This is a genomic window from Actinoplanes lobatus (genome assembly GCF_014205215.1).
GTDB classification, from domain to species: domain Bacteria; phylum Actinomycetota; class Actinomycetes; order Mycobacteriales; family Micromonosporaceae; genus Actinoplanes; species Actinoplanes lobatus.
Window position 1 is genome coordinate 4894573 of the sequence record NZ_JACHNC010000001.1, and the last position, 15624, is coordinate 4910196.

Annotated in this window: 16 protein-coding genes; 2 read left to right on the forward strand and 14 right to left on the reverse strand. The window is 70.4% G+C overall.

What is annotated here, in order from left to right:
• Window positions 1-180 precede the first annotated feature (180 nt).
• On the forward strand, window positions 181-864 hold the full coding sequence (locus tag BJ964_RS22585; protein ID WP_188122532.1) for a neocarzinostatin apoprotein domain-containing protein: 684 nt from the start codon (window positions 181-183) through the stop codon (window positions 862-864).
• 104 nt (window positions 865-968) lie between these two features.
• Here BJ964_RS22585 and BJ964_RS22590 read toward each other — a convergent pair whose 3' ends face one another.
• From BJ964_RS22590 to BJ964_RS22635, 10 genes are all read right to left on the reverse strand, one after another.
• Window positions 969-1715 carry a hypothetical protein gene (locus BJ964_RS22590; RefSeq protein ID WP_188122533.1) on the reverse strand — a complete coding sequence of 249 codons (747 nt, stop codon included), beginning with the start codon at window positions 1713-1715 and terminating at the stop codon, window positions 969-971.
• 291 nt (window positions 1716-2006) lie between these two features.
• Window positions 2007-2750 carry a maleate cis-trans isomerase family protein gene (locus BJ964_RS22595; protein ID WP_188122534.1) on the reverse strand — a complete coding sequence of 248 codons (744 nt, stop codon included), beginning with the start codon at window positions 2748-2750 and terminating at the stop codon, window positions 2007-2009.
• Window positions 2747-3388 (reverse strand): hypothetical protein, encoded by a 642-nt coding sequence (locus tag BJ964_RS22600; protein ID WP_188122535.1) that lies wholly within the window; start codon window positions 3386-3388, stop codon window positions 2747-2749. The genes BJ964_RS22595 and BJ964_RS22600 overlap by 4 nt, the downstream gene beginning before the upstream one ends.
• A complete protein-coding gene (locus BJ964_RS22605; RefSeq protein ID WP_188122536.1) occupies window positions 3388-4143 on the reverse strand; it encodes an SDR family oxidoreductase in 756 nt (251 codons plus the stop codon). Before BJ964_RS22605 ends, BJ964_RS22600 begins: the two co-directional genes overlap by 1 nt.
• Window positions 4140-5060 (reverse strand): hypothetical protein, encoded by a 921-nt coding sequence (locus BJ964_RS22610; protein WP_188122537.1) that lies wholly within the window; start codon window positions 5058-5060, stop codon window positions 4140-4142. The genes BJ964_RS22605 and BJ964_RS22610 overlap by 4 nt, the downstream gene beginning before the upstream one ends.
• Entirely contained in the window at window positions 5053-5745 is a 693-nt protein-coding gene (locus BJ964_RS22615) for a hypothetical protein (protein ID WP_188122538.1), read from the reverse strand. The genes BJ964_RS22610 and BJ964_RS22615 overlap by 8 nt, the downstream gene beginning before the upstream one ends.
• Window positions 5742-6941: an aromatic ring-hydroxylating dioxygenase subunit alpha gene (locus BJ964_RS22620; RefSeq protein ID WP_188122539.1), complete on the reverse strand. Its 1200-nt coding sequence runs from the start codon at window positions 6939-6941 to the stop codon at window positions 5742-5744. Before BJ964_RS22620 ends, BJ964_RS22615 begins: the two co-directional genes overlap by 4 nt.
• A gap of 5 nt (window positions 6942-6946) precedes the next feature.
• Window positions 6947-7906 carry an alpha/beta hydrolase family protein gene (locus tag BJ964_RS22625; RefSeq protein WP_223149595.1) on the reverse strand — a complete coding sequence of 320 codons (960 nt, stop codon included), beginning with the start codon at window positions 7904-7906 and terminating at the stop codon, window positions 6947-6949.
• On the reverse strand, window positions 7906-8820 hold the full coding sequence (locus BJ964_RS22630; RefSeq protein ID WP_188122541.1) for an oxidoreductase: 915 nt from the start codon (window positions 8818-8820) through the stop codon (window positions 7906-7908). The genes BJ964_RS22625 and BJ964_RS22630 overlap by 1 nt, the downstream gene beginning before the upstream one ends.
• Before the next feature lie 75 nt (window positions 8821-8895).
• Entirely contained in the window at window positions 8896-10614 is a 1719-nt protein-coding gene (locus BJ964_RS22635) for a nitrilase-related carbon-nitrogen hydrolase (protein ID WP_188122542.1), read from the reverse strand.
• A gap of 63 nt (window positions 10615-10677) precedes the next feature.
• Between BJ964_RS22635 and BJ964_RS22640 the strand changes: the two genes are divergently transcribed.
• Window positions 10678-11001: a Dabb family protein gene (locus BJ964_RS22640; RefSeq protein WP_188122543.1), complete on the forward strand. Its 324-nt coding sequence runs from the start codon at window positions 10678-10680 to the stop codon at window positions 10999-11001.
• A gap of 71 nt (window positions 11002-11072) precedes the next feature.
• Here BJ964_RS22640 and BJ964_RS22645 read toward each other — a convergent pair whose 3' ends face one another.
• The 4 genes from BJ964_RS22645 to BJ964_RS22660 all read right to left on the reverse strand — a co-directional run bounded on the left by BJ964_RS22645 (window position 11073) and on the right by BJ964_RS22660 (window position 15602).
• Window positions 11073-11873, reverse strand: coding sequence for a hypothetical protein (locus BJ964_RS22645; protein WP_188122544.1), 801 nt, complete (start codon window positions 11871-11873; stop codon window positions 11073-11075).
• 194 nt (window positions 11874-12067) lie between these two features.
• Window positions 12068-13492 carry an aldehyde dehydrogenase family protein gene (locus BJ964_RS22650; RefSeq protein WP_188122545.1) on the reverse strand — a complete coding sequence of 475 codons (1425 nt, stop codon included), beginning with the start codon at window positions 13490-13492 and terminating at the stop codon, window positions 12068-12070.
• A gap of 89 nt (window positions 13493-13581) precedes the next feature.
• Complete coding sequence (locus BJ964_RS22655; RefSeq protein ID WP_188122546.1) at window positions 13582-14733, reverse strand: FAD-dependent oxidoreductase; 1152 nt, start codon at window positions 14731-14733, stop codon at window positions 13582-13584.
• A complete protein-coding gene (locus BJ964_RS22660; RefSeq protein ID WP_188122547.1) occupies window positions 14730-15602 on the reverse strand; it encodes an isocitrate lyase/PEP mutase family protein in 873 nt (290 codons plus the stop codon). Before BJ964_RS22660 ends, BJ964_RS22655 begins: the two co-directional genes overlap by 4 nt.
• Window positions 15603-15624: the final 22 nt, after the last annotated feature.

Below are 15624 nucleotides of genomic sequence, written 5' to 3' on the forward strand. Positions count from 1 at the left end.
CTGTCCGGATGACCGGCCCGGTCTGGAGAGCTGACCGGCCCGGTCTGGAGAGCTGGCCGGATGACCGGCCCGGTCTGGAGAGCTGGCCGGCTGACCGGCCCGGAGATCCTGCCGGCTGATTGACCCAATCCGGAGAACCGGCCGGCTGACCGGCCCGCACCCATGATGGAGGTTTTAACGATGGTCCTTCCCCGCCACCTGCGCCGGCTGGCCGCCGCGGTCGCCGCCGGCCTGATCTGCGCCGTCGCGGTCGTGCTCGTCGACACGTCGCCGGCCCTGGCCGCGCCCGAACTGCACGTCTCCAAGACGAGCGGCATCGCCGACGGTGAGAAGATCACCGTTTACGGGACGGGGTTCAAGGCCGGGCTCACCGACCTGGCGCTCGGGCAGTGCATCGCCGACCCGGCCACCGCCACCGACTGCAATCTCACCGGTGGCGCCGAGTTCGTCTCCACCGACGGCTCCGGCAAGACCAAGACGCTCACCCTCACCATCGCCAAATCGTGGAGCGACGGGGCCAAGACCTGCGACGACGGTTGTGTGATCGCGGCGCAGCTGCTTCCGTCCGGCCACAGCGAGGAGGACGTGGCGGCCAACAAGGTCCAGGTGGAGATCGCGTTCGGCACCGGCGGTGGGACCAGCACCTCACCGACGGCGACGTCCACCAAGTCGGCGACGTCCACCAAGTCGGCTACCGCGACCTCGTCGAAGAGTTCCAGCGCGGCCGCGGGCGCCCTGCCCAAGACCGGGCCCGGCATGGAGTGGGCCACCGTCGTCCTGATCGGCAGCGCTCTGCTCCTGCCCGGAGTCGGCCTGCTCGTCCTGCTGCCGGCCCGCCGGCGCCGGATGGCCGGCTTCCAGTAGGACGTTCTCTCCCGCGTACTCCCTCTCCGCGCGGGAGAGGACGGTTCAGGGGTGTGGGGCAGGCTGTGCGCGGGGCCGGTCCCACACCCCCGATCCGGCAGGACCTACTTGCCCAGGCTCTCCTGGGCGATGAACTCGCCCGCGGCCGGCGCCTTGATGTCGGCGAAGGTCGCGCCGAACTCGCTGAACAGGACGCCTTCGCCCGCCGCGTCCGCGCCGATCTTGACCGGGTACGCGTCGCCGGTCGTCGCCACGAACAGCTTCGAGGTCGCGTCACCGGCGTCGGTCAGGGTGATCACCGCGGTGTCGCCGACCTTCGTGGCCTCGCCCTTGGCCAGCTTGCCGGTCGGCTTCAGGAGCTCGTCGACGTTCGCGGCGGCGAACAGGCCGTTCGCGGTCTCGTCCTTGGCCGGCACCAGCACCCACTTGCCGCCGGTGGCCGCCGCCATCTTCTTCGCCTGCTCGGGGCCGGCGAACATGGCCCAGAAGCCCTCGGTCGGCTTCATGTAGTGCTTGCCGTCGACCGACAGCAGCTCCACGTCGACGCCGTCGCCCATCGACAGCGAGCCCGCGAAGTCGTCGCCGGAGATCCGGAATGCGATGGTCGTCGTGGTGCCGTCGGCCGTCTCGCTGCCCTTGAACTGGAACGAGCCGGCCTTCTTCACCGCTTCCTTGGCCTTGGCCAGGATCTCGTCGGCCGTGAGAGCGGCCACCCCGTTGTCGGTGGCCTGGGTGGCGGCCGGCGCGCCCTTGGACCCCGTGTCGCTCGAGTCGGAGCTGCCGCATCCGGCGAGCAGCATGGCGGCGGCGGCCAGGGCGGCGGCACCGGCCTGGAGCGTAGTCTTCTTCATTGATCTTCTTTCCTATCCCGGCTCACCGGAAACCTGGTTGAGCTGGGCGAATCTATCCGGCCCCGGCAACGATTAGATCAACTTGACGGCCCGGAAACTGAGGTGAATCGCACATACCTCGGGTGACCACCGATCTGCGCCCGGCGGGCGCGGCACAGGCCGGAGCGGGCAGCGAGATCGCGTGGCAGGGCGGAACGGCCCTGAAAAGGACGGGGCGAGGTCGCGCGTACCGGAAAGGAAAACCGGAAGGAAACGCGGACCTCGACCCCGGGAACTGAGCGTGCGGTGCGGTCAGTGGTCGCGGAGAAGGGAGCCCGCGCCGTAGACCTTGTCGTTGATGCCGTTCTCGCGGAGGGCCATCCACCAGGTGGCCGCGTTGATGGCGATCACCGGCTTGCCCAGCCAGCGTTCGGCCTCGTCGGCCAGGCGGACCATGGAGAGGTTGGTGCCGCACTGGACGATGGCGTCGACGTCGGGGGTGTTGACCGTGTGGATGGCGGCGCGCAGTTCGTCCTCGGTCACGTGGGCGATGGAGACCGCGGTGGGGCACTTCAAACCCTCGATGGCGGTCACCTCGAAGCCGATCTCGCCGAAGAAGCGGACCACGTTGGAGTCGCCGACCGGCTGGTAGGGGGTGACCACGCCGATCCTGCGGGCGCCGTAGAGCTTGAGGGCACGTTCGCACGCCTCGGCGCCGGTGGCCACGTCCAGTCCGGTGATCTCCTTGATCTGGGCCACGAACTCGCGGTTGCCCTCGACGCCGCCCCAGAACGTCTCGGCGGACATGCCCATCACCATGTAGTCGGGCTCGCACGTGAGCACCCGCTCGCAGGCGAAGCCGATCTCGCCGCGGATCTGGACCAGCAGGTTCTCGAACTCGGCGTCGTCGGACAGGTTCTGATTGCGGATGTGGATGCGGGAGAAGTGCGAGGTCACACCGGGTACGGCCATCGAGTAGAAGTCCGGCTCGACGATCGTGTTGGTGGACGGGGCGATGACGCCGAACTTGCGGCGCCAGCCGAGGGCGTCGGTCATCGGGAGGCTCCGATCAGTGCGGGACGACTAGCGCGGAGGGTGAGCCACGCGGCCACCAGGAGGCAGAGTTGCGCGGCGGTGTTGATCGACTGTTCGAGCCATTGGAAGGCGACCGTGTGATGCTCGTCGGACGACCGCAGCGGCACCAGTCCCATCACCAGGACCAGGCCGAGCACGTAGAGGGACACCGCCCACCACTGTTTGTACCGGCCCGCGACGACCGCGCCGAGCACGCTGACCGCGGTCACGCCCAGCGTGGCGGCGACGAAGAGCGGGTTGAGGCTGCCGGACAGCACCGACCCGGCCACGCACAACCCGAAGGCCAGCCCGAACGGCCAGAACCGGGTCGGCTTCCCCCGGCGGACGGTGACCGCCAGCGACCAGGACAGCAGCGCGGCACCGGCCGCCATCAGCGGGAACAGCGACTGTTCGAGCAGCGTCCAGTCGCCGGCGCCGGCGGAGTACCCGAGTTTCCAGGCGCATTTGGCGATGCCGCCGGCGCCGATGAGGACGGCACCGGCGAGGCCGGCCTTCCGCGCGGACTCCACCGGCGCGGTCCGGGCGAGCAGGGCGAACCCCACGGTCCCGAAGATCACCGGTACGAAGTCCTCGATCGCGAGGATGATCGGGTAGTCCATCAGGTGTCCCCGAAGAGGTCACGCTTGCGGAATCCGGCGGTGGCGAACCGGTAGGCGGCCTTCGGTCCGGTCAGCCAGGCGACCCGGCCGCCGTTCCTCGTGCCGGCCAGCACCTTCGCGGCGAGCCAGGGGGTGACCGTCTCGACCCGGTCGGCCAGGATGTTGAAGATCTTCTTCGCCTTCTCCAGTTCGGCCGGGTCGTAGTCCTGGATGAGCAGGTCGGTGACGACCATGCCGGGGGAGAGCAGGCCCACCTTGACCGGGGTGTCCTTCAGCTCCTTCGCCATCGCCAGGGTGGCGTAGGTGAGGGCCCGCTTGGTCGCGCCGTACGGCGTCAGGCCGGGCACGATCTGCCCGTTCGAGCCGAGCCCCTCCATGTTCCACAGCGCGCCGTGGCCCTGGGCGAGCATGGCTTCGAGGACGACCGCGCTGGCGTGCAGGGTGCCCCGCAGGTTGAGCCCGACGACCGCGTCGATCTCGTCGGCGGGCAGTTCCCACAGCGGTCTGCGTGAGTTCGACATGCCGGCGTTGTTGACCCAGATATCGACTTTTCCGAACTTGTCGGTGGTGGCGTCCCAGAGTTTGCGGACGTCTGCCCGGTTCGTCACGTCGGCCGCTACGGCCAGGGCGTTCTCGGGAGTGTCGGCGGGAATGGTCCGCCCGCAGTAGGCCACCGAAGCGCCCTGGTCGAGGAACGCACGGACGAGCCCCTGCCCGATCCCGCGCGTCCCACCCGTGACGACCACGACCGTCATGAGCGCCACTCCAGAAGACCGTGCAGCACCGAGTCCAGGTTGCCGCCGTGGAAGAGCTCGTAGACGACGGCCAGCTGCCTACCGGCCGACATGCCCGGCGCGGCGTCGATCGAGAACTCCCGCGCCTTGACCTTCCACACGTCGGTGAAGTGCAGCGACTGGAACGACGCCCGCCCGAACCCGATCGCGTTGCCCCACGCCTGCGGCCCCTCGAAGAACAGCCGGTTGCCGTCCCGCCGGGTCTCGGCGGTGAACACGCGGTCCAGGCCGGCGCCCTGCCAGGACACCGTCCGCCGGGTGCGGAGCAGGTCGATCGGCTCCAGCGCGATGGACGCCGACACGGTGCCGCGCAGCTTCTGATCGGCGCCCCACAGCTCCAGCTCGCCGGTGAACGCGCCGGCCTGCTTGGTCGGCAGGATGTACGGCACCGGGCCGTTCCGGGTCTCCGCCTCGATCAGCTCGTCCACTCGCGACGGCGTGCGCGTGTAGAGGCCGTTGAAGCAGCCCACCACGGCCCACCCCTGGTACAGCACCGACGAGTAGACCTGCGTCTCGCCGTCCGGCAGCACCTGGTTCCAGGTGTTGAGATCGACCTGCCAGCCGGGCCCGTAGTAGTGCGAGTCGACGAACGACCCGTACGGCTGCCCGGTCCCGAAGAAGTCCGGCCCGGTGTAGACCCGGTTGGCGTCCGAGTCGACGACACCGAACGAGAACGGCGCGCCCAGCCGGAACTGCCCGGCCAGCGGGCCGCCACCGATCAGACCACCATCCATCTTGTACGTGGTGACGCCGTCCACGAAATCCGACGACCGCCGGATCTCCTCGAACCCGCACCAGGTGCCGTTGTGGTCGAACAGCGACGGCCGGCCGTGCCACTCCCCGGCGATGCGTTTCTGCCAGACGGACGGTTCAGTCATTGCTCACCAGGGCCAGGCGTACGGATTCGCTCTGCTCCTCGCCGAGGAGGCGGACCGTCTGCTTCCACACCGGGTCGATCTCCGGGCTGAACAGCAGCTCCCGGTGGGCGGCATCCCGCGCGGCGGTGCCCTCCGCCTTGACGCCGCTCTCCACCAGCGCGGCCCAGTGAGTGAGGTAGCCGTCGACCGCGTCGCCGATCCCTTCGAAAGCTTCGGCGTTCGCCCGGTTCACCAGCATCCACGGCGACATGAGGGCATATTGCCGGGGCGTCAGGTGGGCGGCGGTGAGGCCGTCGCGGGCGCTGACTTCCTGATACAGGGCGGTCAGCGGCTCGTACACGGAATCCAGGTAGTCCAGCGACGTCGCCAGGTCGATCCGGGGGATCAGGTCGAGGTGGAACGCGTAGTTCTCCCCGTTGGCCACCGAGTCCAGCGTGAAGTGCGGCACGCCGGACTCCGGGGCGGTGAACGCGAAGATCATGTGACTGTCCAAACCGATCATCGGTACGACCAGCGACACGTTCACGATTTTCACGACGGTGCCCGTACCCCGCCAGATTCTGATCTTGCCGACCGGGGCCGGGCTCATCGGCGACGTGAGCGCGCGCTCGACGTCGAGCGAGACCGCGAAGCGGGCGAGGATCTTGTCGAGCGTGGTGTCGGAGAGTGCTTCGGGCAGGCTCACTTGTCCTCTTCCTCCGGGTTGGTACCCATCAGGCGGGCGGCGGCGACGGTCGGGTGCTCGCCACGGGCCTTGTGGACCCAGGCGCGGGACAGCTCCGGGCTCTCCCGGCGGGCCGGCGAGGGGATCACCGTGGCGGTGCGTCTCGGCACGTCACCGGTGATGAAATCGTCCTCGTGCAGCAGCCAGCCCTTGTCGGCCAGTTCCTGGCGCCGGCGGCGGTACTCGACGGCGATGATGTCGCTCTTGATGTGCAGTTCGGCGCCGAGGTCGAAGGGCAGCAGCTCGGGCCGCACCTTGTCGACCACCGCCGCGTCCTCGTAGAAGATCCGCATGGTCCGATTGATGGCGTCCTTGTTGGCCCATTTCCCGGTGAAGAAGGTGCGCAGCGCGACCCACTTGACCAGCGTGGTCGTCTCGTCGATCGGGATGTTGGTGTCGTAAATGATCATGTCGCCGATCGGCAGCCGCACATGCAGCTTGATCAGGTTCGGCAGCATCCAGCCGGCCGACGTGGTAACCGGCGGCCGCTTCTTCAGGTCGTTGCCGATCAGCCGGCCGAACTTGCCCCACAGCCCGCTCGGCTTCGGCGGGTGCAGATCCACCGTCGCGAACGCCGACCACTCGTCCGGATGCTCGACCTCGTAGTCCGGCACCTGCGGCATGTCCGGGTTACCGAAACGTCCGGCGTGCACGAACGGCGCGTGCGCGATGTCGCAGCCGTTCTCCAGGATCCGCTCGTAGTTGGCCTTCCACAGGAACTCGCCGGTCACCGTGCGGAACTTGCCGCCGTTCTCCACCAGGTCGTCGAACTCCGGCCACACCGGCATCGGCGGGCGCTCCTCCTCCGGGAGATCGCCCATGAAGACCCAGACAAAACCATATTTCTCCTGCGTGGGGTACGAGTCCACCCGCGCCTTCTTCGGAATGCCCCGTCCCGGCAGGTTCGCCGGGATCTTCACGCAGGCGCCGTCCGGCTCGTACTCCCAACCGTGGTACGGGCACACGATCTTGTCGTCGTTGAGCCACCCGCCGGAGAGCGCGGCCCCCCGGTGCACACACAGATCGCTCAGTGCGACGACCCGTCCCTGCTTGGGCGTCCGGTAGATCACCAGGTACTGCCCGAGGACCGTGATCCGCTCCGGCTTGGTGGTCACCTTGTCGGAGAACTCCACCGCGTACCAGAAGTTCTTGAGCATGGCTGTTACCTCCGCCGGATGCCGGCGATGTCGGGATTCTGGAGGGCCTTGTCGAGCGCGTCACCGGAGGCGCCGCGCAGGTGGATGTCGAGGAACGCCGCGGTGATGTCCACCAGGGCGGCGCGGGTGGCCGCCGGATCGGTGGTGGCCTCGGCGTCGAGGAACGCCCGGGCGGCCGTGTCGTCGACCGGGTGCACGATCCCGAAATGGTTCGCCCCGCCGAAGGTGACCTGCACGTTCGCGCCGGACGCCGCGGGCAGCGCCTCGTCGAAGGTGCGGCTGATCGGATCCCGCCTGGTCGCGGCATCCTCGCCGTACCGGTCCGCGGAGCCGTTGATGACGCCGTCGTTCTCGCCGTTCATCAGCAGCACCGGGCAGTCCACCTGGGCGGGGAGAACCGTGCCGGCCGGCCAGCCGAGCATCGTCGCCACCATGGTGTGGGTGCCGTAGGCGGCGACCGCCCTGACCTCGGGGAAGAACCGGGCGCTCTGCAGGATGACCGTGCCGCCGGCGGAGTGCCCGATCAGCGCCACGTTGTCCAGGTCCAGCAGGCCCTCCACCGGCCCGGTCATCGTCCGCAGGGCGGCGATCACCGCGGGAACCGACGGGGTGGTGGCCCGGGTTCCGTAGGCGTCCGGTTTCGCGGCGGCCAGCTCGACGCCCGGCGTGATGCCCTTCAGGCCGCCGAACAGCTCACCCACCCAGTCGTAGGTGACGGCCACGAAACCGCGCGCCGCGAGTTCGACCGCCAGCCAGCGATAGGCCTCCTGGCCCACGTTCACCCCGGAGACGATCAACACCACGGGGTGCGGGGCGTGTGCGGGATCGGCGGGGAAGACGCCCGACAGCCGTTCCGCGTCCGAGCCGGTCGGCTTCGACGGGTAGAAGACCCGCAGGTGCGCGGTGTCGAACGGCTTGTCCGCGCCGGGGATCGTGGCGGCCCACCAGACCGAACGAACGCTCATCACCCGGCCGCCGATTCCGTGGTCGCCTGCTCCGTGGCCGCCTGCTCTGTGGTCGCCTGCTCTGTGGCCGCCGGTTTTGTGGCCGTCGGCTTCTCGGCCGCCGGTTCCGTCGCCCCGGGGCGCGGCAGCTCGCGGTCGCCGCCCCAGAGGGCGCGGACCAGCTTGTTCGTGGTCTCTTCGCCGAAGAAGCGGACCCCCATCACGTTCGCCGGGTCCCGTTCGGCGATGTTGCGGCGGATCGTCTCGTCGGTCGCGGCCAGTGCCGCTCGCTCCTCCGCCGGCACCGGCTCGGCCTCGTCGACCCAGCGCAGCCAGCGGTCCACGTGCGCGTGCGCCCGGGCCGCCACGATGTCGAGGTTGCGCTGCGAACGCTCGAACGAGAAGCAGTACGCGGTCGGCGACAGGCTCGCCCGGATGAACCCGGCCCGGCTCACGAAGTAGTCGAACTCCGGGTCGCCCCGCAGTTCCAGCCACTCCTCGTTGACCGGTTCGTAGTACTTGTCGTAGTACTCGCCGTCCTCGACCAGGTTGGTCCGCGGCACCGAGTCGAAGTAGAACCAGCCGCCCGGCCACACCAGCAGCGCGATGCCCAGGTGCGGCACCTTGACCTGCGGGCCGAGCCAGGCGGTCAGGTGCAGGTTGGCGAAGCTGGCGCCCGGGTTGCCGATCCACGAGTGGACCAGCCAGTCGATCTCCGGACCGGAGTACGCCTCCAGGGAGCCGCCGGGGCCGTCCGGGTAGCTGCCGTACGTCTGGAGACCCAGGGTGGACGGGTCACGCGTCAACTCGAACCGGGCGTCGATCTTCGCCTTCAAGTCGGCGAGGAGTTGCCGGTAGAAGTTGAACGTGTCGTGCACGTCGATGGCCGGCGAGTTGTCGACCATGTCCTCTACGTGCTGGATCGTCTCGGCCACTATGTGCACCCTTCGCTATCGAATCAATGCGTTGTGTCAAGTCAATGCGTGGATGAAGTCAAGTCAATGCGTCGTTTAGCGGGTCAATGCGTCGACGAGGCGCCATGGGCGGCCGTCGACGAGATCGGTGTTCCGTGAGACCAGGCGATTCGCGGCCTGCGCCGGAGCGACCTCGGCGGCGCCGCTCGCCTCACCGGCCGGGATGTCGGTGCGGACCGGGGTGGAGATGCGGCCGGTGAACGGCCCCTCCCACCTGGTCCAGAGAGTGAAGTCGGGGGTCATCGCGAGGATCGCGGCGGGCTGGTCGATCGGGGTGGCGACGACCAGGTTGAGCCGGTTCTCGGCGGCGCGCTCCGGTAGGCCGAGGGCCAGCTCCCAGTCCTCCTGCGCGTCATAGGGCACCGCCACCACGTCGGTGTCCAGCAACGCGGCCAGCCGGAACGTCTCCGGATAGAGCGCGTCGTCACCGGCGATGATCGCCAGACGGCCCCACTCCAGGTCGATCGGGACGATCCCCGCGCCGGACGCGCCGGTTTCGCTGGGCGTGCCGGACGCGCCGGACGTGCCGGTTTCGCCGGACGTGCCGGTTTCGCTGGGCGTGCCGGTTTCGCTGGGCGTGCCGGTTTCGCTGGGCGTGCCGGTTTCGCTGGACCGGCCGATGTCCCCGGGCCGGCCGTGCAGGCGGGGCTGCCGCGCTACGATGCCGTCCCGAGAGATCAGCAGGCCGGTCGGGACACCGCTCTCCAGCGCGGTGGTGACGACGTGGGCGTCCGTTCCGTCGAGGGCCGCCGCGAGCGCCGCCGGGTCGCCGGCCGATTCCGGCATCACCACCAGCTGGGCGCCCTTGTCGACGGCGTCGCGCAGGAGGGCCGGGTCGCGGACCACCGCGCTGCGCAGCACCGGCGCCCCGGGCGGGCGGCGGCGTCCGGTGGGCGGCTCGCCGATCGGCCCGTACAACTCGGGGCGCCGGGTCGCGAAGATGTCCGTCCCGTCCGGACGCCGCTTGTCGTCGGCCAGCGTGGGGTCGATGTCGGCGACCACCACGGCCTCGCCGGTGCGTGGCGCCTTCGCGACCACTGTGCCGTCCGGTGCGACGATCTGCGACTCGCCGGCCCCGTGCAGCCACTCCGGCGGCACCCCGAGGCGTTCGGCGATCGCGGGCAGCTCGTCACGCGGCAGCAGCGGCCCGACCTTGTTGGCGGCGACCACCCACACCTTGTTCTCCGCGGCGCGGACCGGGATGTGCAGGTCGGCCTCGTCGAGAGCGAAGCTGTTCAGGCTGTTGAGCAGCACCTGCGCGCCGCGCAGGGCCAGTCCGCGGGCGACCTCGTTGATGACGCCCTCCATGCAGGCGTACATCCCGATCCGCCCGAGCGGCGTCTCCATCACCGGCCCGACGGTGGCGCCCGGCTCCAGGAAGTCGTTCTCGGCGCCCATCAGGGTCTGCTTGTCGCAGGTGCCGACGACCTCGCCGGCCGGGTCGAACAGGAAGTTGGTGCCGCCGGTGGTCCCGTCCGGGTGGGCGTGCGTGAGGTTGATCTTGATCCAGATGCCGTGCCGGCGGGCTCGTTCGGCGATGGCGGTCAGGAACTCGCCGCCGGGCCGGGTGGCCCGCTCGTGCGCCTGGGCGCGAGACGCGTACCAGGAGAGATGGTTGCAGAACTCGGGCAGGACCACGAGTTGTGCCCGCTGCTCGGCCGCGGCGTCGATGACCCGCAGACAGGCGGCGAGATTCTCGGTGACGTCCTGGCCGGCCTCGATCTGGGCGGCGGCGACACGAACAGAACCGGGCATCCGGGTTCCCCCTAGCGAAACGGCGTTTCCCAAAACTACACTTGGGTGCCACCTTCGCAACAGGTGTTTCTCTTGATGACAAAGATATTTTGGGGGCGCGCGGTGCTGGTGCATGTCGTACTGATGAGGTTTGCCGATCCCGGGGATGCTGCCAAGGCGAAGTTGCGTTTGGAAGACCTTGGCGATGCCGTTCCGGAAATCCGTTCCCTGGAGGCCCACGTCGACGAGCTCCGCACCGAGGTCTCCTGGGATCTGCACCTGCGCACCACGCACCGCGACACCGACGATCTGCGCGCCTACCAGGCACATCCGGCCCATCTCGAGCTCGGCGCGTGGTTGCGCCCGCTGCTCACCTCACGCGCCGTCGTCGACTACACCCAACCCTGATCCGTACGCGGAAAGCCGCAGCTCGCGCACGATTCCCGCGCTGACGGCCCGGTGGTGAACGGCGACGCGGGTCAGCTGTTCAGGATCTCGTAGATCCGGTCCTCGTCCGCGTCGCCCCGCTCGTCGGCCGGGGGCTCCTTCGGGGTCGGGGCCTTGCCGTAGTCGTCCAGCGCGATCCGGCACGTGCCCCCGGCCTGCCCGCCCACCGCCGGGATGTCGGCGGTCAGCGCGCTGAGCCGGCCCGCCGCGTCGACGCTCGCCGTGAACGGCACCGCCGCGGCCGCGTCCCCCAGCTTCCTGATCTTCTCGGCGGACAGCAGCAGGGTGCCGGTCGCCTTCGTCAGGTCGAGCGTTCCGGAATATCTGCGGTGCCCGGCCCGGGCCACCCCGTTCGACGCTTCGAGGAGTTTCGTGAGCTGGATCGGGTCGTGGTCGCCGCTGTCACCGACCGTGTTCCCGGACTCGGCGAAGTCATCGACCCGGGACGGGTCGAAGGCGATCCAGCCCGACGGCATGTCCAGCACCGGGCCGATCTCGGCCGGGGAGGTGACGACCCGGAACCAGGAGGACTCCGGCAGCAGCAGGACCCGCAGCGAGATGCTGGTCCCGGCCTCGGGGCCGGCTCCGGTGATCGCCATCGACATCGCCTGGCCCGCCCAGTCGACCACCCCTTCGGCCGAGTCGCAGGCGCTGCCCCCGAACGAGAACCGGTAGGCGGGCGTGCCCGGCCCCGGAATCGCCCCGACCAGTTCCTCGCCGGGCCCGAGCACCGGGTCGGCGATGTCGGACGCGTCGACCGGCGGTTCCAGCCAGGTGCAGCCGGCGAGACAGAACGTCGCCGCCGCGACGGCGAACCCGCGGACCAGTTTCATGAACGGCTCCTGGAAAGCGCAGGACTGTTGTCGGTGACCGGTCCGGCGGGTGGGACCGACGACCCCGCCGGACCGGTGCCGGGACCGCGAACCGTGACCCACGCCCGGCGACCGCCCTCTCTTCGGCGCCCGGCACCGGGCCACGGTTCGCGGCGTCTCGGTGTTCCGTCATGCGGGCCCTCGCATGACGGACTTCACCCCGCGGGGTACGCCGACGGCCCGCCCCCGGTCACCGCGGCGCCCGGCCGGAACGCGGCCGGGGCGTGGATGACGCAGGTCTGGACGTATTCGGCGAGCCCCTCGTGGGCGTACTCGCGGCCCCAGCCGGAGCGCTTCACCCCGCCGAACGGGGCGCGCAGGCTCATGCCGGTGCGGTTGTGCGTGTTGACGAACGTGAACCCGGCCTCGAACCGCCGCGCGAACGCGAACGCCCGCTCCTCGTCGGCGCTCCACACCGACGCGCCCAGCCCCAGCTCCCCGGCGTTCGCGGCGGCCAGCACCGACTCCTCGTCGGCATAGCCGAGAACCGGCACCACCGGCGCGAACTGTTCCGCGACGACCAGCGGCGACCCCGGGTCCGGTTCCACGACGAGCGCCGGCCGTACGAAGTAGCCGCTCGCCGGATCCCCGTCGAACCGCCCGAGATCGTGCACGGTTCCGGAGTCGCGCAGGGCGAGCGCGGCCCGCTGGGCGGCACCCGAGATCACCGGGCCCATGGTCACGCCGTCGGCGAGCGGATCGCCGGTGACCAGAACCCGGTCGGCGGCGGCCAGGTAGGCGCCGACGAACGCGGACAGCCGCGACGACGGCACGTAGAGCCGCTTCGCCGCCATGCAGACCTGCCCGCTGGTCGCGAAGGTGGCCATCACGAGCCGGTCCATCGCGTCGTCGGTGAACGGCGCGTCGTCCAGGAAGACGGCCGGATCGTTGCCGCCGAGCTCCAGGACGCTCGGGGTGAGCCGGTCGCCGGCCAGTGTCGCCACCGCCCGCCCGCCGGCCGCGCCGCCGGTGAACGCCACCTTCCGCACCAGTTCGTGCCCGACCAGTGCGGCGCCCGTCTCCGCCCCGCCATGCACCACCCGGACCGGCGCGTCGAAGAGGTCCACCACCCGCGAAATGGTCAGCGGCGCGAGCGGCGACGGTTTCACCACGATCGCGTTCCCGGCCGCCAGCGCCGGCGCGATCTTGAGCATGGCCAGGATGACCGGCGCGTTCCAGGGCGTGACGGCGGCCACGACACCGTACGGTTTCCGCTGCTCGACGATCCTGCCCAGGTCGTCGTCGAGCACGCGGTCCGCGTACGCCGAAGGGGCATGCTCGACCACCCACCGCAGATAGCGGACCGCGAAGCCCAGCTCACCGCGGCAGTCGCCGACCACCTTGCCGGACTCGCGCGCCAGAAGCGTGGCCAGCCCGGGCGTCGCGTCCTCGATCGCGGCGGCGACGCGCGCCAGCGCGGCCAGCCGGTCCGGCAATCCGCGTGCCGCCCATCCGCGCTGGTCCGCGTCCGCTTCGCGGACGATCAGGTCGACCGCTTCCGGCGCCGTTTCCCGAACCACCCCGACGATCTCATCGGTACGGGCGGGATTCTCCCGGGCGATCGTCCCCGCCCCGCTCATCTGGTCACCCCCCGGGCCGGCCGTTGTGTGAGGAGAGCTCGGGTGAGCGGCCGTGGCGATGTGGGGAGGGCTCGGGGAACTGGGCGGGGTCATGCGGCGACCGGGCGCAGGGAGGCGATCATGGAGCTGCGCAGCAGGGACTCGCGGGCGCGGGCCGGGTCGGCGGCGATGGCGCGCAGGCCGTCGAGGTGGGCGGCGCGGGCGTCCGGGTCGGTGGCGCGCAGGCGCTCGTAGTTCTGGTGGGAGACGCTCTGCACGTATTCCAGGGCGATCCGCCGCCGGTCGGTGGCGGCCGCCCAGATCGCCGCGTCGTCGCCGGTCGCGATGGCGGCGGCATAGGCGACGGCGTCGTGGATGCCGGAGTTCATGCCGAGCCCGCCGAGCGGGTTGTTGACGTGCGCCGCGTCGCCGGCGAGCAGGACCCGCCCGGTACGGAAGGACGTGGCGACCCGCTGGTGGACGCGGTACATGCTGGCGTGCGCCACCCGCCACGGCCGGCCCGGGTCGTGGACGCCGCGCAGGCGGGCGCCGAGACGCTCGTACTCCTGCTCGTCGGGCGTCTCGGACGGGGTGGGCAGCAGCACCCGCCAGTGGTCGGGGGTTCGCAGCAACACGCACCACTCGACTGGATCGAATACATAGTTGACGGAGGCAAGGTCGTCGAGCCAGTCAATGAGTTCCTCGTCGACCGATGCGACGAGAAAACGCTCGGGATAGGTGATGCCGTCGAAGGTGACGCCGGTGGCCCGCCGGGTCGACGAGTGCGCGCCGTCCGCCCCGATCAGCCAGTCACCGTGGACGGTGCGGCCGTCGGCGGAGGTGACGGTGACCCCGCTGTCCTGGGCCACTTCGGTTACGTGGAAACCGAACTCGATCCCGAAGTTCTCGTACCGCAGCAGGTGGTCGAGCAGGATCGGGGTGAGCTTCGACTGCTCGCACTGCAACCGGTACGGAAAACGGGTGTCGTCACCGAGAACCGCCAGGTCCAGCATGGCGATCAGTCCCTCGCGCCGGTCCCGGTAGGCGAACGTGGGCGACAGCAGCCCCCGCTCGTGCAGTTCGGCGCCGACGCCGAGATCGTCGAGCATCTCCAGGGTGGGCGGATGGAACGTGGACGCGCGGGACTCGGCGGCCAGCGCGTCCCCGGACTCGAGGACGGTCACGGCGAAGCCGCGCCGCGCCAGGGCCAGGGCCGCGGTGAGACCGACCGGCCCGGCGCCGGCGACCAGGATGCGGTTCACGTCTGCAAACCTTTCGGTACGTAGCGGGCGTCGAGGTCGAGCGCCTCGTCCTGGCCGACCAGCGCGGTGAACGCGGCCCACGGCATCCGGTCGACCGGTTCGGCGGTGCCGTGGTCGGCGATCGCCCGGTAGGTCAGCGACGCCGCCCGCATGGCGGCGAGCAGCGCGGACACCGGGTGCAGGACGAGACGGACACCGGCCGCGGCGAGCTCGGCGTCGGTCAGGGCCGGGCGTTCGCCGCCGGCCTCGCTGCGGTTGACGACGATCGGTACGCCGGGGATCGCGGCACCGATGCGGGCGAGGTCGGCCAGGCTGTCCACACCTTCGGGGAACACCGCGTCGGCACCGGCCTCGGCGTACGCCCGGCAGCGCACGATCGTCTCGTCCAGGCCGAGGATCGAGTACGCGTCGGTGCGGGCGATCACCACGATCTGCGGCGCCTGATCGGCCAGGGCGGTGATCTTCGCGGCCGCCTCGCCGATCGGGATCACCTCCTTGCCGGCCAGGTGCCCACACCGTTTCGGGCTGACCTGATCCTCCAGGTGCAGCCCGGCGATCCCGGCCCGGGCGTACGAGAGCGCGGTCCACACCGCGTGCAGCGGGTTGCCGTACCCGGTGTCGGCGTCGGCGATCAGCGGAATGCCGCCCAGAGCCGGGACCAGGGTGGATGCCCGGTCGGCGATCTGGGTGGCGTGCACGAACCCGAGGTCGGGCCGGCCCAGCATGATCGCCGAGACGGCCGCGCCGGACAGGTGCACGGCCCGGTGGCCGGCCGCCACGGCGAGCGCCGCGGTGACCGGGTCGTAGACGCCGGGCACGTGGGTGACCCGGCCGGACGCGAGAATCGCGCGCAGTGCGGTGGCAGTCATGACTGGATCTTCCTCGCCTGAA

Excerpts from the sequence above, each read along its gene's own strand:
- BJ964_RS22585 (WP_188122532.1), top strand. The coding sequence starts at position 181 with ATGGTCCTTCCCCGCCACCTGCGCCGGCTGGCCGCCGCGGTCGCCGCC.
- BJ964_RS22590 (WP_188122533.1), bottom strand. The coding sequence starts at position 1,715 with ATGAAGAAGACTACGCTCCAGGCCGGTGCCGCCGCCCTGGCCGCCGCC.
- BJ964_RS22595 (WP_188122534.1), bottom strand. The coding sequence starts at position 2,750 with ATGACCGACGCCCTCGGCTGGCGCCGCAAGTTCGGCGTCATCGCCCCG.
- BJ964_RS22600 (WP_188122535.1), bottom strand. The coding sequence starts at position 3,388 with ATGGACTACCCGATCATCCTCGCGATCGAGGACTTCGTACCGGTGATC.
- BJ964_RS22605 (WP_188122536.1), bottom strand. The coding sequence starts at position 4,143 with ATGACGGTCGTGGTCGTCACGGGTGGGACGCGCGGGATCGGGCAGGGG.
- BJ964_RS22610 (WP_188122537.1), bottom strand. The coding sequence starts at position 5,060 with ATGACTGAACCGTCCGTCTGGCAGAAACGCATCGCCGGGGAGTGGCAC.
- BJ964_RS22620 (WP_188122539.1), bottom strand. The coding sequence starts at position 6,941 with ATGCTCAAGAACTTCTGGTACGCGGTGGAGTTCTCCGACAAGGTGACC.
- BJ964_RS22625 (WP_223149595.1), bottom strand. The coding sequence starts at position 7,906 with ATGAGCGTTCGTTCGGTCTGGTGGGCCGCCACGATCCCCGGCGCGGAC.
- BJ964_RS22635 (WP_188122542.1), bottom strand. The coding sequence starts at position 10,614 with ATGCCCGGTTCTGTTCGTGTCGCCGCCGCCCAGATCGAGGCCGGCCAG.
- BJ964_RS22645 (WP_188122544.1), bottom strand. The coding sequence starts at position 11,873 with ATGAAACTGGTCCGCGGGTTCGCCGTCGCGGCGGCGACGTTCTGTCTC.
- BJ964_RS22650 (WP_188122545.1), bottom strand. The coding sequence starts at position 13,492 with ATGAGCGGGGCGGGGACGATCGCCCGGGAGAATCCCGCCCGTACCGAT.
- BJ964_RS22660 (WP_188122547.1), bottom strand. The coding sequence starts at position 15,602 with ATGACTGCCACCGCACTGCGCGCGATTCTCGCGTCCGGCCGGGTCACC.